Source organism: Pantoea brenneri (assembly GCF_038594305.1).
Lineage (GTDB): Bacteria > Pseudomonadota > Gammaproteobacteria > Enterobacterales > Enterobacteriaceae > Pantoea > Pantoea brenneri.
In genome coordinates, this window is record NZ_JBCGBG010000001.1 from 1,958,668 (window position 1) to 1,984,606 (window position 25,939).

The following is a 25,939-nucleotide window of genomic DNA, read 5'->3' on the forward strand; positions in this document are numbered from 1 at the left end:
GGGAGAGAAGAGATGTTCGCATTAGTTAATGGCCGGATTTATAGCGGCCACCAGATTCTGGACAATCACGCGGTGGTGATTGCCAACGGGCGCATTGACCGCGTGATCCCACGTGAGTCGCTGCCTGCAGACGTGGAGCAGCGTGATGTATCAGGTGCCATCATTGCGCCCGGCTTTATCGATCTGCAGCTTAATGGCTGTGGCGGCGTTCAGTTTAATGACGACATCGACGCGCTCAGCGTAGAGACGCTGGAAATCATGCAGCGCGCCAACGAAAAGTCAGGCTGCACCAGCTTTTTACCGACGCTGATCACCAGCAGTGACGAATTAATGCAGCGGGCGATCGAAACCATGCGCGCTTACCTGCAAAAACATCAGCATCAGGCGCTCGGGCTGCATCTGGAAGGTCCGTGGCTGAGCAAAGCGAAGAAAGGCACCCATAATCCGGCGCTGATCCGCCTGCCCGACGCCGCCCTGGTGCAATACCTGTGTGAAAATGCGGATGTGATCACAAAAGTGACGCTGGCCCCGGAAAATGCCGGCAGCGACGTGATTCGTCAGCTGACTGAAGCGGGTATCATCGTCTCCGCCGGGCATTCCAACGCCACTTACGAAGAAGCCAAAGCGGGCTTTTCTGCGGGCATCAGCTTCGCCACACACCTGTATAACGCCATGCCGACCTTTGCCGGTCGTGAACCCGGTCTTATCGGTGCGCTGTTTGATTCGCCTGATGTATACTGCGGCATTATTGCGGATGGTTTACATGTCCATTACGCTAACGTTCGCAATGCGAAGCGCATTAAAGGCGACAAGCTGATCCTGGTAACGGATGCCACAGCACCGGCTGGCGCGGCGATTAGCGAGTTTATTTTTGCTGGTAAAACAATCTATTATCGTGACGGGCTGTGCGTTGATGAAAACGGAACGCTGAGCGGTTCTGCCCTCACCATGATTGAAGCAGTACAGAACAGTGTGGAACATGTTGGCATTGCACTGGATGAAGCGTTGCGCATGGCGTCACTTTACCCGGCACGGGCGATGGGCGTGGAAAAGCAGTTAGGCTCGATCGAAGCAGGAAAAATCGCGAACCTGACTGTGTTTACGCGCGACTTTAAAATCATTAAGACGTTTGTCAACGGAGACGACGTCCTGAGCGAGTAAGCACTGAATGACCACTGGCGGCCAGTCACAAATAGGAAATGTCGATCTTGTTAAGCAACTCAATAGTGCGGCCGTTTACCGGCTGATTGATCAACAGGGGCCGATATCGCGCATTCAGATTGCCGAACTCAGCCAGCTTGCGCCCGCCAGCGTCACCAAAATTACCCGTCAATTGATAGAGCGCGGATTGATCAAAGAGGTGGACCAGCAAGCCTCCACCGGCGGTCGCCGCGCCATCTCCATCATCACTGAAACCCGCAACTTCCATACCATCGGCGTCCGACTCGGACGCAACGACGCGACCCTGACGCTGTTTGATCTGAGCGGAAAATCGCTGGCGCAAGAGGATTATGCGCTGCCGGAACGCACTCAGGAGACGTTGCAGCACGCGTTGTTCAACGCCATCAGCGCCTTCATTGAGCAGCACCAGCGCAAGATACGCGAGCTGATCGCGATTTCGGTGATCCTGCCAGGGCTGGTTGACCCGATTAACGGGGTGATCCGCTATATGCCGCACATCGCCGTCAGTCACTGGCCGCTGGTCGCCAGCCTGAAAGAACGCTTTAATGTTACCAGTTTTGTCGGTCACGACATCCGCAGCCTGGCGCTGGCTGAGCACTACTTTGGGGCAAGCCGCGACTGTGCCGACTCCATTCTGGTGCGCTTACATCGCGGCACCGGGGCCGGTATCATCGCCAACGGGCATATTTTTCTCGGCAGCAACGGTAACGTCGGTGAGATTGGCCACATTCAGGTCGATCCGCTGGGCGAACGCTGCCACTGCGGTAACTTTGGCTGCCTCGAAACCATCGCCGCCAACGGCGCGATTGAAAGTCGGGTACGTCATCTGCTGAATCAGGGCTATCCCAGCGTGCTGACGCTGGAGGCGTGCCAGATGCCGCAAATCTGTAAAGCGGCTAATCAGGGTGATGCGCTGGCCTGCGAAGTGATCGAATATGTCGGCCGCTACCTCGGTAAAGCTATCGCGATTGCCATCAACCTGTTTAATCCGCAAAAAGTGGTGCTGGCCGGTGAAATCACCGACGCAGAGAAAGTGCTACTGCCCGCGATTGAAGGCTGCATTAACACTCAGGCGCTCGCCGCCTTCCGCAAAAATCTACCGGTGGTACGTTCGACCTTAGATCATCGTTCGGCAATCGGCGCCTTTGCGCTGGCAAAACGTGCCATGCTTAACGGCATTCTGCTGCAACATCTTCTCGAAGAATAAGCTCAGCCTGCCACTCTGGCGGGCCACATCGGATCTGACTATGACCATTAAAAGCGTAATTTGTGATATTGATGGCGTGCTGATGCACGACAACACGGCGGTTCCCGGCGCACAGGAGTTTTTGCAGCGCATTCTGGCGAAAGAGATGCCGCTGGTGGTGCTGACTAACTACCCTTCGCAAACCGCGCAGGATCTGGCCAACCGTTTCGCCTCGGCGGGCGTAGAAGTGCCGGACTCGGTGTTCTACACCTCGGCGATGGCCACGGCAGACTTTCTTCGCCGTCAGGAAGGCAAAAAAGCCTATGTGATAGGTGAAGGTGCGCTGATCCACGAACTCTACAAAGCCGGCTTTACCATCACCGATATCAACCCTGATTTTGTCATCGTCGGGGAAACGCGCTCGTTTAACTGGGACATGATGCATAAGGCGGCTTTTTTTGTCGCCAATGGCGCGCGGTTCATCGCCACCAACCCCGATACCCATGCGCGCGGCTTTGTTCCGGCCTGTGGCGCGCTGTGTGCCGGTATCGAGAAGATTTCCGGTCGCCGCCCGTTCTACGTCGGCAAACCGAGTCCCTACATTATGCGTGCAGCCCTGAACAAGATGCAGGCGCATTCGGAAGAGACAGTGATAGTCGGTGACAATCTGCGCACCGATATTCTGGCCGGTTTTCAGGCCGGGCTGGAAACGGTGCTGGTGCTATCGGGCGTATCAACCTTAAGCGATATTGATGCCATGCCGTTCCGGCCGGACTGGATCTACCCTTCAGTCGCGGATATTGACCTGTTCTGATGCCTTTTTCTTATGACGCATCGGGCTAAAGCGTGATGCGTCCCCTCTTTTCGACCGATTACCCGCCCTCTCTTTCGGCTAAAATTCAGCCAGAAAATGCATTTCATTATCGATTCAACAATAAAAACGTTGTTAAATTGTCGTTTATTCAATTTTATCGCCATGACAACAATCTTTTTATCAGTAAATCGCGATTCCTCTTGCATTGAATGCACCAAATAGCGCATTTTCTTATACATCACGCAGCGTCAGGCTGCCGGACAAACGCAAAAGATAACATCGCCGTAAGGTGAGCTCAGGAGTCAGTTATGTGTTCAATTTTTGGTGTGCTGGATCTGAAAACCGATCCTGTTGAGCTGCGCAAAAAAGCGCTGGAATGTTCACGCTTAATGCGTCATCGCGGCCCGGACTGGTCTGGTGTCTATGCTGATGACCATGCAATCCTGGCGCATGAACGTCTCTCAATCGTTGACGTCAACAACGGCGCACAGCCGCTGTACAACGCCGACCACACTCATGTTCTGGCGGTTAACGGCGAAATCTATAACCATCAGGCACTGCGCGCAGAATTGAGCGATCGCTATCAGTTCCAGACCGGATCTGACTGTGAAGTCATCCTGGCGCTGTATCAGGAAAAAGGGGTCGATTTCCTCGACGATCTGGAAGGCATGTTCGCTTTTATCCTGTATGACAGTGTAAAAAACACTTACCTGATCGGCCGCGATCACATCGGTATCATCCCGCTCTATATGGGTAACGATGAGCATGGCAACCTGTATGTCGCGTCAGAGATGAAAGCGCTGGTGCCGGTCTGCCGTTCAATCAAAGAGTTCCCGCCGGGCAGCTACCTCTCCAGCACCGATGGCGAAATCCGTCGTTACTGGCAGCGTGACTGGATGGAATACAAAAACGTAGAGCACAACACCACCGACGCTGCGGGCCTGAAGCATGCGCTGGAAGAGTCAGTAAAAAGCCATCTGATGTCAGATGTTCCTTACGGTGTGCTGCTGTCGGGCGGACTCGATTCGTCAATCATTTCTGCCGTCACCAAGCGCTTTGCCGCTAAGCGGGTCGAAGATCAGGATAAAAGTGATGCCTGGTGGCCGCAGCTGCACTCGTTCGCAGTGGGCCTGGAGGGATCGCCCGATCTGAAAGCGGCTAAATCCGTGGCGGAACATCTCGGCACCGTGCACCACGAAATTCATTTCACCGTGCAGGAAGGTCTGGATGCAATTCGCGATGTGATTTATCACATTGAAACCTACGACGTCACCACCATCCGCGCCTCCACGCCGATGTACCTGATGTCACGTAAGATTAAAGCGATGGGCATTAAGATGGTGCTGTCGGGTGAAGGCGCAGATGAAGTCTTCGGCGGCTACCTCTACTTCCATAAAGCGCCGAACGCCAAAGAGTTCCACGAAGAAAACGTGCGTAAACTGCAGGCGCTGCACATGTTCGACTGCGCCCGTGCCAACAAGGCGATGTCAGCCTGGGGCGTGGAAGCGCGTGTCCCCTTCCTGGATAAAAAATTCCTCGATGTGGCGATGCGCATCAACCCGGCCGACAAAATGTGTGGCAGCAACGGCAAAATGGAGAAGCACATCCTGCGTGAATGTTTCTCTTCATATCTGCCGGAAAGCGTGGCATGGCGGCAGAAAGAGCAGTTCTCAGACGGCGTTGGCTATAGCTGGATCGACTCCCTGAAAGAGGTTGCCGCGCAGCAGATCAGCGATCAGCAACTGGCCACTGCGCACTTCCGTTTCCCGTTCAACACGCCGGGTTCGAAAGAGGCTTATCTGTATCGTGAAATCTTTGAAGAGCTGTTCCCGTTACCGAGCGCGGCAGAGTGCGTGCCTGGCGGCCCATCAGTGGCCTGCTCGTCAGCCAAAGCGATTGAGTGGGACGAAGCATTCAAAAACATGGACGATCCATCAGGTCGCGCCGTGGGTGTGCATCAGTCAGCCTATAAATAACCGCGTCTGAACTGATGAAAAATGGGCCGTTTATGGCCCATTTTTTTTATCATCTGCGTTGTATTCACTGAAAAATTGTTGAATAAACCGCCAGCCTGGTTATAAGCCGGTCAAACAGCGGTTATCAGCAAAAAAACGGCAAAAAACTTGTTGACGCTGTTAAGTCAACTCCGCATAATGCGCCCCGCAACGCCGATGAAGGTAACGCGAAAAAAAGATGGCTACGTAGCTCAGCTGGTTAGAGCACAGCACTCATAATGCTGGGGTCACAGGTTCGATTCCCGTCGTAGCCACCATCTTTTTTTGCGGGAGTGGCGAAATTGGTAGACGCACCAGATTTAGGTTCTGGCGCCGCAAGGTGTGCGAGTTCAAGTCTCGCCTCCCGCACCATTTCATTATTCGGCAGCATGGATGGGGTATCGCCAAGCGGTAAGGCACCGGTTTTTGATACCGGCATTCCCTGGTTCGAATCCAGGTACCCCAGCCAATTTCGATGAATCTCGTGGCTGCGAGTGGACGAATGGGATATCGCCAAGCGGTAAGGCACCGGTTTTTGATACCGGCATTCCCTGGTTCGAATCCAGGTATCCCAGCCATCATCGAAATGCAGTACAATTTGGCTACGTAGCTCAGCTGGTTAGAGCACAGCACTCATAATGCTGGGGTCACAGGTTCGATTCCCGTCGTAGCCACCATATTATTGGGGTGTCGCCAAGCGGTAAGGCACTGGTTTCTGATACCAGCATTCCGGGGTTCGAATCCCTGCACCCCAGCCACACAAAAGACAATTTGAATTAACACCTATTGGGGTGTCGCCAAGCGGTAAGGCACTGGTTTCTGATACCAGCATTCCGGGGTTCGAATCCCTGCACCCCAGCCAAATTGCACAACAAAGCCCGCTTTTGCGGGCTTTGTTGTTTTTGTGCTTCCCTGTCCAATGACGGTCGATTGTAGCGGCCCGCCTTATAACGAGCCGTACAACGCTTTCAGGCTGATTTACAATCCCAGCGCATAGCGCAACACCTGACGCTTCAGCACCCCGGAATGCTCGGCGGCGATCAACCCAAGGTTACGTGCAAAGCGCAGCGGTGCCAGCTGATTGCTGAAGGCGAAATAGAACAGATCCATCCCGCCCTGCATCAGCATATTGTCGGTGCGACGCTGACGCTGATAGCGCTGCAATATCCGCTCAGCCGCCCAGTCTTCCGCCGCACCGCGCGCGGTCACCAGCACCTCAATTAACGCATCAATATCGCGGTAACCCAGGTTAACGCCCTGCCCCGCCAGTGGGTTGATGGTGTGTGCCGCATCGCCCACCAGCGCCAGTCCTGGCAGCACGTAACGCGCCGCATGACGCCGCACCAGCGGGAACCCGCCCGCAGCATGGGCTTTAAACCGCCCCAGACGCGCCGGGAAGTGGCTGGCAATCTCTTTCTCCAGCTGAGGCAGCGCCATCGCCTGGAGCTGGCGTATCCGCGCTGGCGCGTCATACCACACCAGCGAGGCGCGGTTGTCATACAGCGGCAGAAAGGCGCGTGGCCCCTGCGGAGTAAAATGTTGCCAGGTGGCATCGCCGGCCGGATGTTCACAGGTGACGCTGATCAGCAGGCAAGACTGCGCATAGCTCCAGCCGTGGATGCCAATCCCCGCCATCTGCCGCACCTGTGAGTTAGCGCCATCTGCGCCCACCACCAGCCGGGCATGCAACGTCTCGCCGCCGCTCAGGTCGACGCGCCAGCCGCCATTCTCCTGCTGCAAATTCTCCAGCGTGGCCGGACAGCAGAGCGTAACACCAAGCGCCTGCATCTCTTCCCACAGCGCCCGTTGCAGCACGCTGTTTTCCACCATAAAACCCAGTTCCGGCAGGCCGAGCGAGGCGGCATCGAAGCTGACCTGCGCGGTTTGCCACTCCCAGGTCTCCAGCTTGCGATACGGGGCGCATCGCATCGCCTCAACCCGCGACCAGACGTTAAGCTGCTTCAGTAACGCTACCGACGATGAGCCGATGGCCGAGATCCGCAGATCGGGATCGCTCTCTGCCGCAAACGGGGCCGGCTCAGCGCGCTCAATCACCGCCACGCGGAACTGCTGCTGCGTCAGCCCACACGCCAGCGCGGCTCCCACCATGCCGCCGCCAACGATCACCACATCAAACTGGTTATCCTGCATTGCTTATATCCTTCTTCTTTTCCCGCCAGCCTGCGCAACACGGGTCTGATTGAAGCAAAGTGTACCGGAAAATTCTGGCACGATCAGAAAAGCCCTTAGGCTGGTCACAACAGCATCAAAGCATTACAATACGCGCCCTGCACTCCACTGCACTGAATCAATGGCTAGTTCGATGACAAAAAAACTGCATATCAAAACCTGGGGATGTCAGATGAATGAGTATGATTCATCTAAGATGTCTGACCTGCTGAACAGTACGCACGGCTACACGCTGACCGAGGTCGCTGAAGAGGCGGATATTCTGCTGCTCAACACCTGTTCTATTCGCGAGAAAGCGCAGGAGAAGGTTTTCCACCAGTTGGGGCGCTGGAAAAAGTTAAAAGAGCGTAACCCGGATTTGATCATCGGCGTCGGCGGTTGCGTGGCGTCGCAGGAAGGGGATCACATTCGCCAGCGTGCGCCCTGCGTCGATATCGTCTTTGGCCCGCAGACTCTGCACCGTCTGCCGGAAATGATTAACACCGTGCGCGGCAGCAAAAGCCCGGTGGTAGATATCAGCTTCCCGGAAATCGAGAAATTTGACCGTCTGCCCGAGCCGCGTGCAGAAGGTCCGACCGCCTTCGTCTCCATCATGGAAGGCTGCAACAAGTACTGTACCTTCTGCGTGGTGCCTTATACCCGCGGTGAAGAAGTCAGCCGTCCGAGCGACGACATTCTGCTGGAGATCGCCCAACTGGCGGCCCAGGGCGTGCGTGAAGTTAACCTGCTCGGCCAGAACGTTAACGCCTATCGCGGTGCCACTTTTGATGGCGGCATCTGCACCTTCGCTGAACTGCTGCGCCTGGTGGCGGCCATCGACGGCATCGATCGTATTCGCTTCACCACCAGCCACCCGATTGAGTTCACCGATGACATTATCGAGGTTTACCGCGATACGCCGGAGCTGGTGAGCTTCCTGCACCTGCCGGTCCAGAGCGGTGCCGACCGCATCCTGACGCTAATGAAACGGGCGCACACGGCGCTGGAGTATAAGGCGATTATCCGTAAGCTGCGCGCGGCGCGCCCGGATATTGAGATCAGTTCTGACTTCATCATCGGCTTCCCGGGTGAAACTCAGCAGGATTTCGAACAGACCATGAAGCTGATTGCCGATGTCAATTTCGACATCAGCTTTAGCTTTATCTACTCTGCACGTCCGGGCACCCCGGCGGCTGACCTGCCGGATGACGTCAGCGAAGAAGAGAAAAAGCAGCGTCTGTGGATCCTGCAGGATCGCATCAATCAGCAGGCGATGGCTATCAGCCGGCGGATGCTCGGCACGGTGCAGCGTATCCTGGTGGAAGGGATCTCCCGTAAGAACGTCATGGAAGTTTCTGGCCGCACCGAAAATAACCGGGTAGTAAACTTTGAGGGATCGCCTGAGATGATCGGTAAGTTCGTTGATGTCGAAATCGTCGACGTCTACACCAACTCGCTGCGCGGCAAACTGGTGCGTACCGAAGAAGAGATGGGACTGCGTATGGCAGAAAGCCCGGCTTCCGTTATCGCCCGTACCCGTAAAGAGAACGAGATCGGCGTAGGTCTGTTCCAGCCTTGATGCCTGCCATAATTGCGGTAATGCGCGCAGCATTGCCGCCAATTTCACTTTGTTGCACTTGGTTTCTGAAAGTGCCGCCCAAATATCTTTTCTTAAGCTTGCGCCCAGGCGTTACGGCATAAATAATTTCGTTATGGTGCATCCGGTTAAGCCCAACGGTGCGTCAGACACACCTCATAACTGGCCCTGAGTGACCCAAAGGATTCGTTTGAATATCGAAACTCGTGAAATCGCCCTTGAACCGGCCGATAACCGTCGTCTGATGAGCCTGTGCGGTCCATTTGACGATAATGTGAAACAGCTTGAACGTCGTCTGGGCATTGAGATCAACCGTCGGGACAACGTCTTTAAGCTGGTGGGGCGCGCACTCTGCGTGAATGCGGCGGCTGACATTCTGAAAACACTCTATGTGGATACCGCACCGGTACGCGGCGACATTCCGGATATTGAGCCGGACCAGATCCATCTGGCGATCAAAGAGAGCCGGGTACTGGAGCAGACCGCCGAAAGCGTGCCGGAATATGGCAAAGCGGTCAATATCAAGACCAAGCGCGGCGTCATCAAGCCACGCACGCCAAACCAGGCACAGTACATCGCGAACGTGCTCGACCATGACATCACCTTTGGTGTTGGCCCGGCCGGGACCGGTAAAACCTACCTGGCCGTCGCGGCGGCGGTCGATGCGCTGGAACGTCAGGAGATACGCCGAATCCTGCTGACCCGCCCGGCAGTTGAAGCGGGCGAGAAGCTCGGCTTTCTGCCCGGCGATCTGAGTCAGAAGGTGGACCCTTATCTGCGTCCGCTGTATGACGCACTGTTCGAGATGCTCGGCTTTGAGCGGGTTGAGAAGCTGATGGAGCGCAACGTGATTGAAGTGGCTCCGCTTGCCTATATGCGTGGCCGTACGCTGAATGACGCGTTTATCATTCTCGATGAGAGCCAGAACACCACCATCGAACAGATGAAGATGTTCCTGACGCGTATCGGTTTCAACTCTAAAGCGGTCATTACCGGTGACGTCACTCAGATCGACCTGCCGCGCCACGTTAAATCGGGCCTGCGTCATGCGATTGAAGTGCTGTCGGAAGTGGAAGAGATCAGCTTCAACTTCTTCCACAGTGAAGATGTGGTGCGCCACCCGGTTGTAGCCCGTATCGTCACCGCCTATGAAGCCTGGGAAGCGGCCGATCAGAAACGTCGCGACCAGCAGGCTGAAGAGCGTAAACGCGAGGCGCTGGCCGCCCAGAGCGTAACGCAGGAGAGCAAATGAGCGAGGTGATTCTTGACCTGCAGATCGCCTGTGAAAACAGCGCCGATCTGCCCACTGAAAGCCAGTTTCACCGCTGGCTTTCAGCGGCGGTCACCCCTTTCCAGCCGGAAAGCGAAGTAACGGTGCGTCTGGTTGATGAAGCGGAAAGTCATGAGCTTAATCTGACTTATCGCGGTAAAGATAAACCGACCAACGTGCTCTCTTTCCCGTTTGAAGCGCCGCCTGGCATCGAACTACCGCTGCTCGGTGACCTGATTATTTGTCGTCAGGTGGTCGAGCAGGAGGCGGCTGAGCAGCACAAAAGCACTGAGGCCCACTGGGCACACATGGTGGTACACGGCACGCTTCATCTGCTGGGCTACGACCATATTGAAGACGACGAAGCCGAAGAGATGGAGTCACTGGAGACCGAGATAATGCTTGCTCTTGGTTATCCTGATCCGTACATTTCGGAGAAAGAAGACGCCTGACCTCCGGGTTCCGGCTATCCTGCTGCCAGCGCTGCGCTGGCAGCGTTAATTCCTCACCAGAGAGATCTTTAAAAACCGCCATGAGCGACGACCATTCTCAAAACAGCGATGCACCCAGTAGTAAAAAGGGATTCTTTTCCCTGTTGATCAACCAACTTTTTCACGGTGAACCGAAAAACCGTGATGAGCTACTGGAGCTGATCCGCGACTCAAATCATAAAGACCTGATTGACCAGGATACCCGTGACATGCTCGAAGGGGTGCTGGATATTGCGGAGCAGCGCGTGCGTGACATTATGATCCCGCGCTCGCAAATGATTACCCTGAAACGCAATCAGAACCTCGAAGAGTGTCTGGACGTGATTATCGAGTCGGCGCATTCGCGCTTCCCGGTGATCAGCGAAGACAAAGATCACGTTGAAGGGATCCTGATGGCGAAAGATTTACTGCCGTTTATGAGCAGCGAATCTGAACCGTTCAGCATTGAGAAAGTGCTGCGCCCGGCGGTAGTGGTGCCTGAAAGCAAACGCGTAGACCGGATGCTGAAAGAGTTCCGTTCTCAGCGTTACCACATGGCGATTGTGATCGATGAGTTCGGCGGCGTCTCCGGCCTGGTCACCATCGAAGACATTCTGGAGCTGATCGTCGGTGAGATTGAGGATGAGTATGACGACGAAGAGGATCGTGATATCCGTCAGCTTAACCGCCACACCTTTACGGTGCGGGCGTTAACCGCGATTGAAGATTTCAATGAGGTGTTCGGCACGCAGTTCAGCGATGACGAAGTCGACACCATTGGTGGCCTGGTGATGCAGGGCTTCGGCCATCTGCCCGCGCGCGGTGAGAGCATCGACATCGAAGGTTATCAGTTCAAAGTTGCGATGGCCGACAGCCGCCGTATCATCCAGGTTCATGTCACTATTCCGGATAATTCGCCACAACCTCAACTGGATGACGAATAAGTTTATGGCTTTAGCCTCACTTTACCCGCGTCAGCGGGTTCGCCTGCTGCTGGCTTTATTAACGGGTGCGTCTGGCACCCTCGCCTTCTCTCCTTACGATTTCTGGCCCGCCGCACTGCTGTCGCTGTGCGGCTTACAGCTTCTGACCCTTAATCGCACCAGCCCTCAGGCCAGTGCGATTGGCTTCGTCTGGGGGTTTGGCCTGTTCGGCAGCGGCATCAACTGGGTCTACGTCAGCATTGCGACCTTTGGTGGGATGCCTGGTCCGGTGAACGTCTTTTTGGTGGTGCTGCTGGCGGCCTATCTGGCGATCTATCCGGCGCTGTTTGCCGGGCTGCTCAATCGCCTGTGGCCGCGCACGACGTTATGGCGTCTGGCGCTGGCGGCCCCGGCGTTATGGCAGATCACCGAGTTTCTGCGCGGCTGGATCCTCACCGGCTTTCCGTGGCTGCAGTTTGGTTACAGCCAGATCAATGGCCCGCTGAAAGGCGTAGCGCCGCTGGGCGGCGTGGAAACCATTACCTTTCTGCTGATGGTGGTCGCCGGTCTGCTGGTGTATGCCCTGCAACAGCGCAATGTAAAAAGCCTGGTCGCGGCCCTGCTGCTGCTGGCCTTACCCTGGCCGCTGCGCTACGTCCAGTGGGTTCAGCCGTTACCGGCCCGTGCAGTCGATGTGGCCCTGGTACAGGGCGATATTCCGCAGTCGATGAAGTGGGACCCGCAACAGTTGCTGAACACGCTGCGCATTTACAGCGGACTCAGCCAGCCGTTGATCGGCAAAACCCCGATTATCATCTGGCCGGAATCAGCAATTACCGATCTGGAAAGTAATCAGCAGCCGTTCCTGCGCTCGCTGGATGATGAGCTACGCGCGCGCGGCAGTGCTCTGGTGACCGGCATCGTAGACTCGCGCCTCGAGCAGAACCGCTATCACGATTACAACACGGTGATCGTGTTAGGCGGCAACGCGCCTTATAACTACTTCAGCGGCAATCGCTACCAGAAAAATCACCTGGTGCCGTTTGGGGAGTTTGTACCGCTGGCCGATCTGCTACGTCCACTGGCACCGTTCTTCGATCTGCCAATGTCTGCTTTCAGTCGTGGCGCTTACCTTCAGCCGCAGCTCAGGGTGGCCGGTTACAACCTGACCAGCGCCATCTGCTATGAGATTGTGCTGGGTGAACAGGTGCGCGCCAACTTCCATCCCGACACCAATTTCCTGCTGACGGTCTCTAACGATGCCTGGTTTGGTCACTCGATCGGCCCATGGCAGCATTTCCAGATGGCCCGGATGCGGGCGCTGGAGCTGGGCCGTCCGCTGTTACGCAGCACCAACAACGGCGTGACAGCAGTGGTGAATGCCAGCGGCGAGGTTGAAAAGATGCTGCCGCAGTTCAGCCGCGCAGTGTTAACCGACAAAGTGGTACCGACCACCGGTGAAACTCCTTATGCGCACGCTGGCGTCTGGCCGGTGTGGATTCTGACGGCGCTGGCCGCCCTGGCGGCGGTGCTGCGTCGCCGACGCTGATTCACCCTGCTAAAAGGCGAAGCGGCTGCTTCGCCTTTTTTTATCGCTTTTGCCTGCTATTTTCCCCTTCCCTCGCCGCAGACTCTGCTGCGTCAGCGCGCCGGAACCCGTTTCTGGCACGATGATTGCTAATTATTTCAGTGTTTTTCGCAAACAGGCGCACTGCATACGCTGATAGCAGGCCGGTTGCACCAAAATAATCGCTTCGCTTGCACCGTTAACGCGCAGGCAGGAAAAATTGCCTTTTTTTGGTGCGGATCACCTCGCAAAAAAGAAACTTTTTTGTTTCATCGCGTTAACAATCCGCTATGTTAGTGACTATTCTGCGCGCAGCTGCGCTACGGGATAGCCAGAAAAGCAGCAGGAAATACACACAACATCATAATCAGCACAGGTTATATCCTGTGCATTTTCCATACGAAGGAGTTGGAACATGCAACTACGCAAAGTGGCATTATCTCTTCTGCTGATCAGCGCAGCAGCGGGAGCGGCCCAGGCGGAAGATCTCAGCGGCACCCTGAAGAAGATCAATGACAACGGCGTCATTGTGGTCGGGCACCGCGAATCATCAGTTCCCTTTTCTTATTATGACAACCAGCAAAAAGTCGTCGGCTACTCACAAGCCTATTCCGCTGCCATTGTGGACGCCATTAAAGCGAAGCTGAACAAGCCTGATCTGCAGATCAAAATGATCCCGATTACCTCGCAAAACCGTATCCCGCTGCTGCAAAACGGCACCTACGATTTTGAGTGTGGATCTACCACCAACAACCTTGAGCGCCAGAAACAGGCAGCCTTCTCTGACACCATCTTCGTCATTGGTACCCGTCTGCTGGTGAAAAAAGGCGGTCCTATCAAAGATTTCACCGACCTGAAAGGCAAAACCGTGGTGGTGACCTCCGGGACCACTTCTGAAGTGCTGTTACACAAACTGAACGACGAGCAGAAAATGGAAATGCGCATTATCAGCGCGAAGGATCATGGCGACTCGTTCCGTACGCTGGAAACCGGCCGTGCCGTGGCCTTTATGATGGATGATGCTCTGCTGGCCGGTGAACGCGCCAAAGCGAAAAAACCCGACAACTGGGAAATCTTAGGTACGCCGCAGTCCAAAGAGGCTTACGGTTGTATGCTGCGTAAAGACGATCCGCAGTTCAAAACCTTAGTGGATGAAACCATCGCCAAAGCCCAGACCTCAGGCCAGGCTGAAAAATGGTTCGACACCTGGTTCAAACAGCCAATCCCACCGAAGAACCTGAACATGAACTTTGAACTGTCGGATGACATGAAAGCGCTGTTCAAAACGCCGAATGATAAAGCACTGAACTAACAAGAAAATACCCAATGGATTTCAGCTTGCATTGAGGCGGCAAGAGAATGAATCCCGATAAGCTTACTCAGGTAAGTGACTCGGGTGAGTAAACGTGGCCAACAAAAATGCAGCCTGAATGACGACGGGTATAACAAGGGCGGCCTGGCTGCCCTCTCGATTGCTGAAACCGCGGCGCGGACAGACAGACTGAACCGGGTCGTTCCCCTGGTCCAGGAGAGAAAACGCCGTTCATCAATCTTCAGGGTAGCTTAGCTACCCTTTTTTACCGGAGCTCGTTATGGGTATCGATTGGAACTGGGGCATATTTCTCGAACAGGCCCCGTTCGGTAACACGACCTATCTCGGCTGGCTGTGGTCCGGTTTTCAGGTGACAATTGCCGTCTCCTGTTGCGCCTGGATTATTGCCTTCTGCGTAGGTTCACTTTTTGGCATTCTGCGTACCGTGCCTAATCGCCTGCTGGCGACCATTGGCACCTGCTATGTCGAACTGTTTCGCAACATTCCACTGATTGTGCAGTTCTTCTTCTGGTATCTGGTGGCCCCGGAACTGGTAGGCGAAAAGCTGGGCATGTGGTTTAAATCTGAGCTGGACCCCAACATTCAGTTCTTCATCTCATCAATGATCTGCCTTGGTCTGTTTACCGCCGCCCGCGTCTGCGAGCAGGTGCGTGCCGCCATTCAGTCACTGCCGCGCGGTCAGAAGAATGCCGGTCTGGCGATGGGTTTAACCCTGCCACAGACCTACCGCTATGTGCTGCTGCCAAACGCCTATCGGGTGATTGTGCCGCCAATGACCTCAGAGATGCTCAACCTGGTCAAGAACTCCGCCATCGCTTCGACCATCGGGCTGGTCGATATGGCGGCGCAGGCGGGCAAACTGCTGGACTACTCCGCACACGCCTATGAATCGTTCACCGCCATTACGCTGGCCTACATCGCGATTAACCTGGTGATCATGTTGTTAATGAGCCTGGTGGAACGCAAAGTGCGTCTGCCTGGCAACGGGGGAGGCAAGTAATGTACGAGTTTGACTGGAGTTCAATTACTCCCAGCCTGCCCTATCTGCTTAACGGCCTGGTGATCACCTTCAAGATCACCATTACCGCAGTGGTATTCGGGATTATCTGGGGCACGCTGCTGGCGGTGATGCGCCTGTCGACCCTCAAGCCAGTCAGCTGGTTCGCCAGACTGTACGTTAACCTGTTCCGCTCGGTGCCGCTGGTGATGGTGCTGCTGTGGTTCTATCTGGTGGTGCCGAGTTTTCTGCAGCAGGTGCTGGGATTATCGCCGAAAACTGATATCCGCCTGATCTCCGCCATGGTGGCCTTCTCACTGTTTGAAGCGGCCTATTACTCCGAAATTATTCGCGCCGGCATCATCAGTATTTCGCGCGGTCAGGGTAACGCGGCTCTGGCGCTGGGCATGACCCAGTGGCAGTCGATGAAACTGATCATCCTGCCGCAGGCGTTTCGTGCCATGGTGCCACTGCTGCTGACTCAGGGGATCGTACTGTTTCAGGATACCTCGCTGGTCTATGTCTTAAGCCTGGCGGACTTCTTCCGGACAGCGTCCACCATTGGTGAACGCGACGGTACCCAGGTTGAAATGGTTCTGTTTGCCGGTCTGGTCTACTTCGTTATCAGCCTGAGCGCGTCACTGCTGGTCAGTTATCTAAAAAGAAAAAGGACGGTTTAAATGATTAGCCTGAAAAACGTTTCTAAGTGGTATGGTCACTTTCAGGTGCTGACCGACTGCTCTACCGAGGTTAAAAAAGGTGAAGTGGTGGTGGTATGCGGACCGTCCGGCTCCGGTAAATCGACCCTGATTAAAACAGTGAACGGCCTGGAGCCGATTCAGCAAGGGGTTATCACGGTGAACGGCACCGAAGTGAACAACAAAAAAACCAATCTCGCCCAGCTACGCAGCAAGGTCGGCATGGTGTTCCAGCACTTCGAACTGTTCCCGCACCTCAGCATTATCAATAATCTGGTGCTGGCGCAGGTGAAAGTGCTGAAGCGCGATAAAGCCGCGGCGCGGGATAAAGGGCTGAAGCTGCTCAATCGGGTGGGGTTATCGGCGCATGCCGATAAGTTTCCCGGTCAGCTGTCGGGCGGCCAGCAGCAGCGTGTGGCGATTGCCCGCGCGCTCTGCATGGACCCGATTGCGATGCTGTTTGATGAACCGACCTCCGCTCTTGATCCCGAGATGATTAACGAAGTGCTGGATGTGATGGTTGAACTGGCGCATGAAGGGATGACGATGATGGTGGTGACGCATGAAATGGGCTTCGCCCGTAAAGTCGCCAATCGCGTGATCTTCATGGATGAAGGCAAAATTATCGAAGACACCAACAAAGATGACTTCTTTAATAACCCGCAGTCTGACCGCGCCAAAGACTTCCTCGCAAAAATTCTGCACTGATTTTCTGAACGGGATCTTTTGCACCAGAGAAAGGCGGGCCCGGTTGCCCTGATGCTGGTCAGTTAAGGATAAATTTGCAAAGGCTGCCACGGTCAAACGTGGCAGCCGTTTTTTCTGCGCGAGCGGGCCGGGGTGCGGGCCTGAGCACCTCTGCTGCTGCCGGGCCGTCCTCCCGCCGCTGACGCAGTGCCTTCGGCTTTGACGTCATGCCGACGAACCGTTCGCGGATCGGCCCTCCCTGGCCGGCCCCGAACTCTCCACGCTTCCCGGCGTGGAGTTCTGGCCCAACGTCACGCCTCAGCGCTGCGGATAGCCCTTTCAGCAGCAGAGGCGCTCAGGCCTCCACTATTGTGCCCTTTTTAACCATACACACTGAAGTTTCAGAGCAGGCAGGGGTCGATCAGGGACAGGCAATCCGCAGTGCTGAGCAGAATGAGTCTGCAGGAGAGCCGGCAGGACGCGGGCGAAAGGCGGGGCACCACAGGATGTGCCATCCCCGGCGGTCCGTCAGGCAGAGGAATGAAGTGAAGGAACCGCGCAGCGGCGCGAGGACCGCCAGCCCCTGAGCGGCACCAGACTGCGTTATCACCCATCGCTTAACTGCCCAGCATCAGGCCCGGTGCCCGCCAGATTTTCAGGGTTCGAAAGGCTGACGCTGGAACTGATCGTGACCACACTCCGGGCAGCGTGACAGCGTTTCCGGCGTGTAGATCGCCCGGGTGAACTGACATTTCTCACACACCAGATTACCCAGCCCCACCACTTCGCCGCTCTGATAGACGCCATGGTGATGCAGATCCTGAAACACCTCACGCCACTCAAGCTGGCTTTTATCGGTGATATCCGCCAGCTCTTTCCAGACGCTTTCACGAATGATGCGCATAAACAGCGAATCGGCCAGCGGCTCTTCAACATCGGTATAGCTGCGTGCAAACTCTTCTAAATCGCGGCGCACCGAGCTGAGCGCCTGATCGACCTCAACAGGCGTCAGATCCGGACGTGCCAGCAGCTGGCTGCGTCGCTCGCTAATCAGGCTATCAATATTCCGATCGCCCTGACGCAGACGCTCGGTCAGCACCGCTAACGACTCGCGATATTCCTGAGCCACTTTATTCATTTTGTTCTCCTTTATGTAGGTCATCGCTGGATTAAGTTTAGTCGCTTTGTGGTGTTTGCCGTGTCGTCTGTCAGTTGAATTACAAAAGGGTGAAGGCTTTGACGCTTTCGACACAAATCGCGCCAGCGAAAGTGGGAAATGTTGTTGATGCGCGGCCTTATGGGTATGCTATGCGGATCTTAACGTCAGCAAAGTGTTATTCATTAAGGACCACAGGCAGCCATGCAAGAGCAATACCGCCCGGAAGAGATTGAATCCCGCGTGCAGCAGCACTGGGATGAAAACGAAACGTTTAAAGTGACTGAGCAGGAAGGTAAAGAAAAATACTATTGCCTCTCCATGTTGCCCTATCCTTCTGGCCGCCTGCATATGGGCCACGTTCGTAACTACACCATCGGCGACGTAATCGCGCGTTATCAGCGTATGCTCGGCAAAAACGTGCTACAGCCGATTGGCTGGGATGCTTTCGGTCTGCCTGCGGAAGGCGCGGCGGTCAAAAACAATACCGCACCGGCGCCCTGGACCTACGACAACATCGCCTACATGAAAAACCAGCTTAAGCTGCTGGGTTTTGGTTATGACTGGAGCCGTGAACTGGCGACCTGTCAGCCGGAATATTATCGCTGGGAACAGTGGTTCTTCACCAAACTGTATGAAAAAGGTCTGGTGTATAAGAAAACCTCAGCGGTTAACTGGTGCCCGAACGATCAGACAGTACTGGCTAACGAGCAGGTGATTGACGGCTGCTGCTGGCGCTGCGATACCAAAGTTGAACGCAAAGAGATCCCGCAGTGGTTCATTAAAATCACCGATTACGCGGAAGAGTTACTGAACGATCTCGATACGCTGGAAGAGTGGCCTGAGCAGGTCAAGACCATGCAGCGTAACTGGATTGGCCGCTCTGAAGGGGTTGAGATCACTTTTGACGTCGCGGACAGCGAAGAGAAAGTTACCGTCTACACCACCCGTCCGGACACCTTTATCGGCGCGACCTATGTCGCGGTCGCTGCTGGTCATCCGCTGGCCACTCAGGCGTCGGTGAATAATCCGGCGCTGGCTGACTTTATCGCTGAATGCCGCAACACCAAAGTGGCCGAAGCGGAAATGGCGACCATGGAGAAAAAAGGCATGGCCACCGGCCTGTCCGCTATCCATCCGCTGACCGGCGAGCCAATCCCGGTGTGGGTCGCTAACTTCGTGCTGATGGAATATGGCACCGGTGCGGTGATGGCGGTTCCGGCACACGATCAGCGTGACTGGGAATTTGCCACCAAATACGATCTGCCGATTAAGCCGGTGGTGCTGAACCTTGACGGCAGCGAGCCAGACGTCAGCGCCGCGGCGATGACCGAGAAAGGCGCGCTGTTTAACTCAGGTGAGTTTAACGGTCTGGATCACGCCGCAGGCTTCAATGCGATTGCTGACGCGCTGGCCGCCAAAGGCGTGGGTGTGCGTAAAGTGAACTACCGCCTGCGCGACTGGGGTGTTTCACGTCAGCGTTACTGGGGTGCGCCAATCCCGATGGTCACGCTGGAAGATGGCACGGTTATGCCAACACCAGAAGATCAGCTGCCGGTGATCCTGCCGGAAGATGTGGTGATGGACGGCATTACCAGCCCGATTAAAGCCGACCCGGAGTGGGCAAAAACTACCGTCAACGGTCAGCCAGCGCTGCGTGAAACCGACACCTTCGACACCTTTATGGAGTCTTCCTGGTACTACGCGCGCTACACCTGCGCCAGCTACAAGGAAGGCATGCTGGATCCGGCGGCGGCGAACTACTGGCTGCCGGTCGATCAGTATGTGGGCGGTATTGAACACGCCATCATGCACCTGATGTATTTCCGCTTCTTCCACAAGCTGCTGCGTGATGCCGGTCTGGTTAACTCCAATGAACCGGCTAAGCGCCTGCTGTGTCAGGGGATGGTACTGGCAGACGCCTTCTATTACCTCGGTGCTAACGGTGAGCGTAACTGGGTATCGCCGGTCGACGTGAACGTGGAACGCGATGAGAAAGGCCGCATCGTCAAGGCGGTTGACACCCAGGGCCGCGAAGTGATCTACGCTGGCATGAGCAAAATGTCGAAGTCGAAGAACAACGGCATCGATCCTCAGCTGATGGTCGAGCGTTACGGCGCGGATACCGTGCGTCTGTTCATGATGTTTGCTTCCCCGGCCGATATGACGCTGGAGTGGCAGGAATCGGGCGTGGAAGGCGCTAACCGCTTCCTGAAACGCGTCTGGAAGCTGGTCTTCGACCACACCCAGAAAGGCACAACCGTAGCGCTTGATGTCGCCAGCCTTAATGATGAGCAGAAGTCACTGCGTCGCGATCTGCACAAAACCATCGCCAAAGTGGCGGATGACATTGGCCGTCGTCAGACCTTCAACACCGCCATCGCCGCAATTATGGAACTGATGAACAAGCTGGCACGTGCGCCGCAGGAGAGCGAGCAGGATCGCGCACTGATGCAGGAAGCGCTGCTGGCGATTGTCCGTCTGCTCTATCCGTTCACTCCGCATGCCAGCTATGTTTTGTGGCAGACGCTGGGCGGCGAAGGGACGATTGATGAAGCCAGCTGGCCGGTTGCTGATGAAGCCGCAATGGTGGAAGATTCACTGCTGGTGGTGGTGCAGGTAAACGGTAAAGTACGCGGTAAAATTACCGTACCGGCCGATGCCACGCAGGAACAGGTTCAGGCACGCGCCGCCCAGGAGCATCTGGTGGCGAAGTACCTGGACGGCGTGACGATTCGTAAAGTCATTTATGTACCGGGCAAACTGCTTAACCTGGTCGTAGGTTAAGTTCAGGAGGAACTGTGCGACATCCGATTATCAGGCTGTTTGTCATGCTGGCGGTGGTGATCACCGCTGGCTGTGGTTTTCATCCGCGCGGCACCACTCAGGTGCCGAGTGAACTGAAAACCCTGATTGTTTCAACCGGCGATCCTTACGGTCCACTGGCGCGTACCGTGCGGCAGCAGCTGCGTATCAACAATGTGCGTATTGTTGAGGACAGCAAGCAGAACCGCACCGATATCCCGACGCTGCGTCTGGGTAGCGAAGCGCAGGGCCGCGATACCGCATCGGTCTTTATCAATGGCGGAACCGCTGAGTACCAGCTGGTAATGACCCTGACCGCCCAGGTGCTGCTGCCGGGCAAAGGCATCTATCCGATCAGCACCACGGTTTATCGTTCGTTCTTCGATAACCCGAATGCGGCGCTGGCGAAAGATGCTGAGCAGGACATGATTGTGCAGGAGATGCGTCAGCGTGCTGCCGAGCAGCTGGTGCGTAAACTGCTGACGGTCCATGCGGCACAGCTCAACAATAAAGATACCCTGCGCCAGTCAGCGATTCCGGTGCCGGGTCAGGACTCAGAGGAAGTCCCTTCTTCCTCTGCCACCAGTCTGCAATGATCAGGATTTATCCTGAGCAACTCAGCGCGCAGCTCCGTGAGGGGCTGCGCGCCTGTTATTTGTTGGCCGGTAACGAACCCCTGCTGCTGCAGGAGAGCGCAGACGCGATCCGCGCGGCAGCGACAACTCAGGGATTCGAAGAACACTTCAGCGTCACCCTCGATGCCCAGACCGACTGGGAAAGCCTGTTTGTCAGCTGTCAGTCACTGAGCCTGTTTGCCCAGCGTCAGACGCTCACCCTGCACTTCCCCGACAATGGTCCGAATGCCGCGATGGCTGAGCAGCTGGTTAAGCTGTCGCAACTGCTGCATGCGGATATTCTGCTGATTTGCCGGATGCCGAAGCTGACCAAAGCGCAGGAAAACAGCGCCTGGTTTAAAGCGCTTTCGGCCTCCGCCGTATTAGTGCCCTGTCAGACTCCAGAGCAGGCGCAGCTGCCGCGCTGGGTAGCGAACCGCGCCAAAGCGCTGAAGCTGGCGGTTGATGACGCGGCGGTGCAGCTATTGTGCTACTGCTATGAGGGCAACCTGCTGGCGCTGGCGCAGGCGCTGGAGCGACTGTCGCTGCAGTGGCCCGACGGCAAACTGACGCTGCCGCGGGTTGAAGAAGCGGTCAGCGATGCGGCGCACTTCACCCCTTTCCACTGGGTCGACGCGGTGCTGGCGGGCAAAAGCCGCCGCGCTCTGCATATCCTGCATCAGCTGGAGCGGGAAGAGAGCGAAGTGGTGATCCTGCTGCGTACCCTGCAACGCGATCTGCTGACGCTGCTGCATCTGCAACGTCACCAGGCGCAACAGCCGCTGCGTAATCTGATGGATCAACAGCGCATCTGGCAGAACCGTCGCGCCCTGTTTACCGATGCGTTACAACGGCTGGATGCGGCGCGTTTGCAGCGGGCAATCCATCTGCTGAGCCAGATTGAGATCACCCTGAAGCAGGATTATGGCCAGCCGGTATGGCCGCAGTTGCAAACCCTGACGCTGCTGCTCAGCAGCCGCGCGTTTCCCGCGAGTTTCGCTCATGTCTGAGTTACACGCGCTGTTTGGCGGCACTTTCGATCCGATCCATTTCGGGCATCTGCGTCCGGTTGAAGCGCTGGCGCAGCAGACCGGGCTGCAAAAAGTCACCCTGCTGCCGAACAATGTGCCGCCGCACCGTCCTCAGCCGGAAGCCAGCGCGACCCAGCGGGTTGCGATGCTGCGCTGCGCCATCGCCGGATTGCCGCTGTTTGACATTGATACCCGTGAACTGGAACGCGACACGCCTTCCTGGACCGTGACCACGCTGGAAAATCTGCGTGCCGAACGCGGCGCTCAGCAACCGCTGGGCTTCATCATCGGTCAGGATTCGCTGCTGAACCTGCCAAAGTGGCATCGCTGGCAGGATCTGCTGTCACTCTGCCACCTGCTGGTGTGTCAGCGGCCGGGCTATCCGACCCGGATGTCGTCGCCCGAAATGCAGCGCTGGCTCGATCAGCATCTTGCGCATGACGTAAAACAGCTTCATCTTCAGCCTGCTGGCCATATCTGGCTGGCAGAAACGCCGCTGTATGACATCTCCGCTACCGAGATCCGTCGCCGTCGCCATCACAACCAGTCCTGCGACGCCCTGCTGCCCGCTGCGGTTATCGATTATATCGACCGCGCAGGCTTATATCGCGACTGATCCGGGCATGCTATACTGCGCCGCTTAATTTTTTGGCTGCATAATCCGGGCTTACAGCCGGCTCGTCACCACCAGTTTTAGAGGGGAACCTTTTGCAAGGTAAAGCACTCCAAGAGTTCGTTATTGATAAGATTGATGATCTCAAAGGCCAGGACATTGTCACCATCGACGTTCAGGGCAAATCCAGCATCACCGATTTCATGATCATCTGCACCGGCACCTCCACGCGTCACGTCACCTCGATCGCCGAGCACGTTGAGCAGGAGTCCCGTGCGGCCGGCCTGATGCCGTTAGGCATTGAAGGCAAGAGCGCAGCAGATTGGGTGGTTGTCGATCTCGGTGATGTCATCGTGCATGTGATGCAGGAAGAGAGTCGCCAGCTGTACGAGCTGGAAAAACTCTGGGGCTAACCGGTGAAACTGCAACTTGTTGCCGTCGGCACCAAAATGCCTGACTGGGTGCAGACCGGTTTCATGGAATATCTGCGCCGCTTCCCGAAAGATATGCCGTTGGAGCTGACCGAAGTGACCGCGGGTAAACGCGGCAAAAATGCTGATATCAAACGCATCCTTGAAAAAGAGGGTGAGGCGATGTTAGCGGCGGTCGGCAAAGGCAATCGCATCGTCACGCTGGATATTCCCGGCCATCCGTGGGAAACCCCACAGCTGGCGCAGCAGCTTGAGCGCTGGAAGCTGGATGGTCGCGATGTCAGCCTGTTGATTGGCGGTCCTGAAGGGCTGGCGCCAGCCTGTAAAGCGGCGGCAGAACAGAGCTGGTCACTGTCAGCATTGACGTTGCCCCATCCGCTGGTGCGCGTGCTGGTGGCCGAAAGCCTGTATCGTGCATGGAGCATAACGACAAATCATCCTTATCATCGTGAATGACCGATCAGCCCACATCAGACATGACAAGTAGCGGATGAAATTACAAAGCAACGCCTTTCGCGATTACAGCGCCGAACAAAAACTTTTTGTCCGTCGGGCGTTTATCGCTTTCGTCGGTATCTTACTGCTCTCCTCGGTGCTGGTGGTTAACCTTTACCACCTGCAAATTTTACGCTTCGACGATTACAGCACCCGCTCAAACGAAAACCGCATTAAGCTGGTTCCGGTCGCGCCCAGCCGGGGCATCATCTATGACCGCACCGGCACGCCGCTGGCCCTCAACCGCACCATCTATCAGGCCGAACTGGTGCCGGAAAAAGTCGATAATCTGCAACAGACGCTGGATAACCTGCGTCCGATTCTCGAACTGACCGACGACGACCTCGAAAACTTTCAAAAAGAGCGTAAACGCTCGCGCCGCTTTACCTCTATTCCGGTAAAAACCGGCCTGAATGAGGTGCAGGTCGCGCGCTTTGCGGTGAATCAGTACCGCTTCCCCGGCGTAGAAGTCAAAGGGTATCAGCGCCGTTACTATCCGTTTGGTCAGACCCTGACGCACGTGGTCGGTTACGTGTCCAAAATTAACGATCGTGACGTTGCCCGCCTCGATAAAGAGGGAAAATGGCCTAACTACGCCGCGACCCACGATATTGGTAAGCTCGGCATTGAAGCCTATTACGAAGATCTGCTGCATGGCAAAACCGGCTTTGAAGAGGTTGAAGTGAACAACCGCGGCCGGGTGATCCGTCAGCTGCATGAAGAGTCACCGCAGGCTGGCCGTGATATCTATCTGACCATCGATCTTAAGCTGCAACAGTATATCGAAACGCTGCTGACCGGCAGTCGCGCCGCGGTGGTGGTCAGCGATCCGCGTACCGGCGAAATTCTGGCGATGGTTTCAACGCCGAGCTACGACCCGAATCTGTTTGTCGACGGTATCTCCAGTAAGGATTATCGCGGCCTGCTCAACGATGAAAACCGTCCGCTGTATAATCGCGCCATCCAGGCCGCTTATCCACCGGCCTCAACGGTCAAACCGTACGTCGCGGTCTCAGCCCTGAGTGCCGGCGTGATCAACCGCAATACCAGCCTGTTCGATCCAGGCTGGTGGCAGCTGCCCGGCTCTGAGAAGCGCTTTCGCGACTGGAAAAAATGGGGCCACGGCCGCCTGAACGTCACCAAAGCGCTGGAAGAGTCCGCCGATACCTTCTTCTACCAGGTCGCCTATGACATGGGCATTGACCGATTGTCGGAGTGGATGAACAAGTTTGGTTACGGCAGCCGCACCGGCATCGATCTGCCACAGGAGAGCGCGGGCAACATGCCGACCCGTGACTGGAAGCTCAGACGCTTTAAAAAGCCGTGGTATCAGGGCGACACCATCCCGGTGGGCATCGGCCAGGGTTACTGGACCGCGACGCCGCTGCAGATGAACAAAGCGATGATGATCCTGATTAACGATGGCGTCATCCGGGTACCGCATATGCTGCGCGCCACCCGCGAAGGGCGCACTCTGGTGCCCTATCGCCAGCCGCCTGCGGCACCGATTGGCGACATCCATTCCGGCTACTGGGAAATTGCCAAAGACGGAATGTATGGCGTGGCAAATCGCCCTAACGGAACCGCGCACAAGAGCTTTGCTGACGCGCCTTATAAAATCGCCGCCAAATCAGGGACGGCTCAGGTGTTTGGCCTGAAAGAGAATGAAACCTATAACGCGCATAAAATTGCCGAACGATTACGCGACCATAAGCTGATGACCGCGTTTGCCCCTTATGACAAACCTCGGGTCGCGGTGACCATTATCCTGGAAAACGGTGGCGCCGGACCGGCTGTCGGTACCGTCATGCGCCAGATTCTGGATCACATCATGTTAGGTGATAACAATACAGTTCTGCCGGACGCAGCCCCTGTGCCGCCCGGCTACGAAGGTGAATAAACATGTC

The 25,939-nt window shown here is 56.0% G+C and carries 22 protein-coding genes and 7 tRNA genes; 27 read left to right on the plus strand and 2 right to left on the minus strand.

Annotated elements, in window-relative coordinates; translation table 11 throughout:
• Positions 1 to 12 precede the first annotated feature (12 nt).
• The 11 genes from nagA (at position 13) to AABB92_RS09240 (ending at position 6,038) form a co-directional block, all read left to right on the plus strand.
• Positions 13 to 1,161: an N-acetylglucosamine-6-phosphate deacetylase gene (nagA, locus tag AABB92_RS09190; RefSeq protein ID WP_031374801.1), complete on the plus strand. Its 1,149-nt coding sequence runs from the start codon at positions 13 to 15 to the stop codon at positions 1,159 to 1,161.
• 7 nt (positions 1,162 to 1,168) lie between these two features.
• Complete coding sequence (gene nagC, locus AABB92_RS09195; RefSeq protein WP_031374800.1) at positions 1,169 to 2,389, plus strand: DNA-binding transcriptional regulator NagC; 1,221 nt, start codon at positions 1,169 to 1,171, stop codon at positions 2,387 to 2,389.
• A 40-nt stretch (positions 2,390 to 2,429) separates the two neighbouring features.
• Positions 2,430 to 3,182: an HAD-IIA family hydrolase gene (locus AABB92_RS09200; protein ID WP_031374799.1), complete on the plus strand. Its 753-nt coding sequence runs from the start codon at positions 2,430 to 2,432 to the stop codon at positions 3,180 to 3,182.
• Between the two features lie 308 nt (positions 3,183 to 3,490).
• The gene (gene asnB, locus AABB92_RS09205; RefSeq protein WP_031374797.1) at positions 3,491 to 5,158 is read left to right on the plus strand and encodes an asparagine synthase B; all 1,668 of its coding nucleotides are present in this window, start codon (positions 3,491 to 3,493) and stop codon (positions 5,156 to 5,158) included.
• Between the two features lie 219 nt (positions 5,159 to 5,377).
• Positions 5,378 to 5,454, plus strand: a tRNA-Met gene (locus AABB92_RS09210).
• A 9-nt stretch (positions 5,455 to 5,463) separates the two neighbouring features.
• Positions 5,464 to 5,548: transfer RNA gene (locus AABB92_RS09215), tRNA-Leu, on the plus strand.
• Between the two features lie 22 nt (positions 5,549 to 5,570).
• Positions 5,571 to 5,645 (plus strand) — tRNA-Gln (locus AABB92_RS09220).
• A gap of 34 nt (positions 5,646 to 5,679) precedes the next feature.
• A tRNA-Gln gene (locus AABB92_RS09225) sits at positions 5,680 to 5,754 on the plus strand.
• Positions 5,755 to 5,776: 22 nt separating this feature from the next.
• Positions 5,777 to 5,853 (plus strand) — tRNA-Met (locus AABB92_RS09230).
• 6 nt (positions 5,854 to 5,859) lie between these two features.
• Positions 5,860 to 5,934, plus strand: a tRNA-Gln gene (locus AABB92_RS09235).
• Between the two features lie 29 nt (positions 5,935 to 5,963).
• Positions 5,964 to 6,038 (plus strand) — tRNA-Gln (locus AABB92_RS09240).
• Positions 6,039 to 6,154: 116 nt separating this feature from the next.
• Here the strand turns inward: AABB92_RS09240 and ubiF are convergent.
• Complete coding sequence (gene ubiF, locus AABB92_RS09245) at positions 6,155 to 7,327, minus strand: 3-demethoxyubiquinol 3-hydroxylase (RefSeq protein ID WP_031374796.1); 1,173 nt, start codon at positions 7,325 to 7,327, stop codon at positions 6,155 to 6,157.
• Positions 7,328 to 7,499: 172 nt separating this feature from the next.
• Here ubiF and miaB point away from each other — a divergent pair, with 172 nt between their 5' ends.
• The 9 genes from miaB to AABB92_RS09290 all read left to right on the plus strand — a co-directional run bounded on the left by miaB (position 7,500) and on the right by AABB92_RS09290 (position 16,908).
• Positions 7,500 to 8,924 carry a tRNA (N6-isopentenyl adenosine(37)-C2)-methylthiotransferase MiaB gene (gene miaB / locus AABB92_RS09250; protein WP_046288459.1) on the plus strand — a complete coding sequence of 475 codons (1,425 nt, stop codon included), beginning with the start codon at positions 7,500 to 7,502 and terminating at the stop codon, positions 8,922 to 8,924.
• Between the two features lie 208 nt (positions 8,925 to 9,132).
• Positions 9,133 to 10,194: a PhoH family protein gene (locus tag AABB92_RS09255; protein ID WP_031374794.1), complete on the plus strand. Its 1,062-nt coding sequence runs from the start codon at positions 9,133 to 9,135 to the stop codon at positions 10,192 to 10,194.
• Positions 10,191 to 10,664, plus strand: coding sequence for an rRNA maturation RNase YbeY (ybeY, locus tag AABB92_RS09260; protein WP_031374793.1), 474 nt, complete (start codon positions 10,191 to 10,193; stop codon positions 10,662 to 10,664). Before AABB92_RS09255 ends, ybeY begins: the two co-directional genes overlap by 4 nt.
• Before the next feature lie 80 nt (positions 10,665 to 10,744).
• Complete coding sequence (gene corC, locus AABB92_RS09265) at positions 10,745 to 11,626, plus strand: CNNM family magnesium/cobalt transport protein CorC (RefSeq protein ID WP_031374792.1); 882 nt, start codon at positions 10,745 to 10,747, stop codon at positions 11,624 to 11,626.
• Between the two features lie 4 nt (positions 11,627 to 11,630).
• On the plus strand, positions 11,631 to 13,154 hold the full coding sequence (gene lnt / locus AABB92_RS09270) for an apolipoprotein N-acyltransferase (protein WP_046288545.1): 1,524 nt from the start codon (positions 11,631 to 11,633) through the stop codon (positions 13,152 to 13,154).
• Positions 13,155 to 13,587: 433 nt separating this feature from the next.
• A complete protein-coding gene (locus AABB92_RS09275) occupies positions 13,588 to 14,484 on the plus strand; it encodes an amino acid ABC transporter substrate-binding protein (protein ID WP_031374791.1) in 897 nt (298 codons plus the stop codon).
• A gap of 280 nt (positions 14,485 to 14,764) precedes the next feature.
• Positions 14,765 to 15,505 (plus strand): amino acid ABC transporter permease, encoded by a 741-nt coding sequence (locus AABB92_RS09280; protein ID WP_031374790.1) that lies wholly within the window; start codon positions 14,765 to 14,767, stop codon positions 15,503 to 15,505.
• Complete coding sequence (gene gltK / locus AABB92_RS09285; RefSeq protein WP_031374789.1) at positions 15,505 to 16,182, plus strand: glutamate/aspartate ABC transporter permease GltK; 678 nt, start codon at positions 15,505 to 15,507, stop codon at positions 16,180 to 16,182. The genes AABB92_RS09280 and gltK overlap by 1 nt, the downstream gene beginning before the upstream one ends.
• Positions 16,183 to 16,908: an amino acid ABC transporter ATP-binding protein gene (locus AABB92_RS09290; protein WP_031374788.1), complete on the plus strand. Its 726-nt coding sequence runs from the start codon at positions 16,183 to 16,185 to the stop codon at positions 16,906 to 16,908.
• A gap of 634 nt (positions 16,909 to 17,542) precedes the next feature.
• On the opposite strand, the gene AABB92_RS09295 is transcribed toward AABB92_RS09290, so the two are convergent.
• Positions 17,543 to 18,025, minus strand: coding sequence for a zinc ribbon-containing protein (locus tag AABB92_RS09295; protein WP_031377203.1), 483 nt, complete (start codon positions 18,023 to 18,025; stop codon positions 17,543 to 17,545).
• A 222-nt stretch (positions 18,026 to 18,247) separates the two neighbouring features.
• Between AABB92_RS09295 and leuS the strand changes: the two genes are divergently transcribed.
• The 7 genes from leuS to mrdA all read left to right on the plus strand — a co-directional run bounded on the left by leuS (position 18,248) and on the right by mrdA (position 25,932).
• Positions 18,248 to 20,830, plus strand: coding sequence for a leucine--tRNA ligase (gene leuS / locus AABB92_RS09300; protein ID WP_031377202.1), 2,583 nt, complete (start codon positions 18,248 to 18,250; stop codon positions 20,828 to 20,830).
• Between the two features lie 14 nt (positions 20,831 to 20,844).
• Positions 20,845 to 21,444 (plus strand): LPS assembly lipoprotein LptE, encoded by a 600-nt coding sequence (gene lptE, locus AABB92_RS09305; protein ID WP_031377201.1) that lies wholly within the window; start codon positions 20,845 to 20,847, stop codon positions 21,442 to 21,444.
• Positions 21,441 to 22,472: a DNA polymerase III subunit delta gene (gene holA / locus AABB92_RS09310; RefSeq protein WP_031377200.1), complete on the plus strand. Its 1,032-nt coding sequence runs from the start codon at positions 21,441 to 21,443 to the stop codon at positions 22,470 to 22,472. Before lptE ends, holA begins: the two co-directional genes overlap by 4 nt.
• Entirely contained in the window at positions 22,465 to 23,109 is a 645-nt protein-coding gene (gene nadD, locus AABB92_RS09315; protein WP_031377199.1) for a nicotinate-nucleotide adenylyltransferase, read from the plus strand. Before holA ends, nadD begins: the two co-directional genes overlap by 8 nt.
• Positions 23,110 to 23,201: 92 nt before the next feature.
• Complete coding sequence (gene rsfS, locus AABB92_RS09320; protein WP_031377198.1) at positions 23,202 to 23,519, plus strand: ribosome silencing factor; 318 nt, start codon at positions 23,202 to 23,204, stop codon at positions 23,517 to 23,519.
• Positions 23,520 to 23,522: 3 nt separating this feature from the next.
• Positions 23,523 to 23,993 (plus strand): 23S rRNA (pseudouridine(1915)-N(3))-methyltransferase RlmH, encoded by a 471-nt coding sequence (rlmH, locus tag AABB92_RS09325; protein WP_031377197.1) that lies wholly within the window; start codon positions 23,523 to 23,525, stop codon positions 23,991 to 23,993.
• Positions 23,994 to 24,027: 34 nt separating this feature from the next.
• Positions 24,028 to 25,932: a peptidoglycan DD-transpeptidase MrdA gene (mrdA, locus tag AABB92_RS09330; protein WP_046288460.1), complete on the plus strand. Its 1,905-nt coding sequence runs from the start codon at positions 24,028 to 24,030 to the stop codon at positions 25,930 to 25,932.
• Positions 25,933 to 25,939 lie beyond the last annotated feature (7 nt).

Excerpts from the sequence above, each read along its gene's own strand:
- ubiF (WP_031374796.1), bottom strand. The coding sequence starts at position 7,327 with ATGCAGGATAACCAGTTTGATGTGGTGATCGTTGGCGGCGGCATGGTG.
- AABB92_RS09275 (WP_031374791.1), top strand. The coding sequence starts at position 13,588 with ATGCAACTACGCAAAGTGGCATTATCTCTTCTGCTGATCAGCGCAGCA.
- nadD (WP_031377199.1), top strand. The coding sequence starts at position 22,465 with ATGTCTGAGTTACACGCGCTGTTTGGCGGCACTTTCGATCCGATCCAT.
- nagA (WP_031374801.1), top strand. The coding sequence starts at position 13 with ATGTTCGCATTAGTTAATGGCCGGATTTATAGCGGCCACCAGATTCTG.
- nagC (WP_031374800.1), top strand. The coding sequence starts at position 1,169 with ATGACCACTGGCGGCCAGTCACAAATAGGAAATGTCGATCTTGTTAAG.
- ybeY (WP_031374793.1), top strand. The coding sequence starts at position 10,191 with ATGAGCGAGGTGATTCTTGACCTGCAGATCGCCTGTGAAAACAGCGCC.
- AABB92_RS09200 (WP_031374799.1), top strand. The coding sequence starts at position 2,430 with ATGACCATTAAAAGCGTAATTTGTGATATTGATGGCGTGCTGATGCAC.
- AABB92_RS09280 (WP_031374790.1), top strand. The coding sequence starts at position 14,765 with ATGGGTATCGATTGGAACTGGGGCATATTTCTCGAACAGGCCCCGTTC.
- asnB (WP_031374797.1), top strand. The coding sequence starts at position 3,491 with ATGTGTTCAATTTTTGGTGTGCTGGATCTGAAAACCGATCCTGTTGAG.
- gltK (WP_031374789.1), top strand. The coding sequence starts at position 15,505 with ATGTACGAGTTTGACTGGAGTTCAATTACTCCCAGCCTGCCCTATCTG.
- corC (WP_031374792.1), top strand. The coding sequence starts at position 10,745 with ATGAGCGACGACCATTCTCAAAACAGCGATGCACCCAGTAGTAAAAAG.
- holA (WP_031377200.1), top strand. The coding sequence starts at position 21,441 with ATGATCAGGATTTATCCTGAGCAACTCAGCGCGCAGCTCCGTGAGGGG.
- mrdA (WP_046288460.1), top strand. The coding sequence starts at position 24,028 with ATGAAATTACAAAGCAACGCCTTTCGCGATTACAGCGCCGAACAAAAA.
- AABB92_RS09290 (WP_031374788.1), top strand. The coding sequence starts at position 16,183 with ATGATTAGCCTGAAAAACGTTTCTAAGTGGTATGGTCACTTTCAGGTG.
- miaB (WP_046288459.1), top strand. The coding sequence starts at position 7,500 with ATGACAAAAAAACTGCATATCAAAACCTGGGGATGTCAGATGAATGAG.
- AABB92_RS09295 (WP_031377203.1), bottom strand. The coding sequence starts at position 18,025 with ATGAATAAAGTGGCTCAGGAATATCGCGAGTCGTTAGCGGTGCTGACC.
- leuS (WP_031377202.1), top strand. The coding sequence starts at position 18,248 with ATGCAAGAGCAATACCGCCCGGAAGAGATTGAATCCCGCGTGCAGCAG.
- lnt (WP_046288545.1), top strand. The coding sequence starts at position 11,631 with ATGGCTTTAGCCTCACTTTACCCGCGTCAGCGGGTTCGCCTGCTGCTG.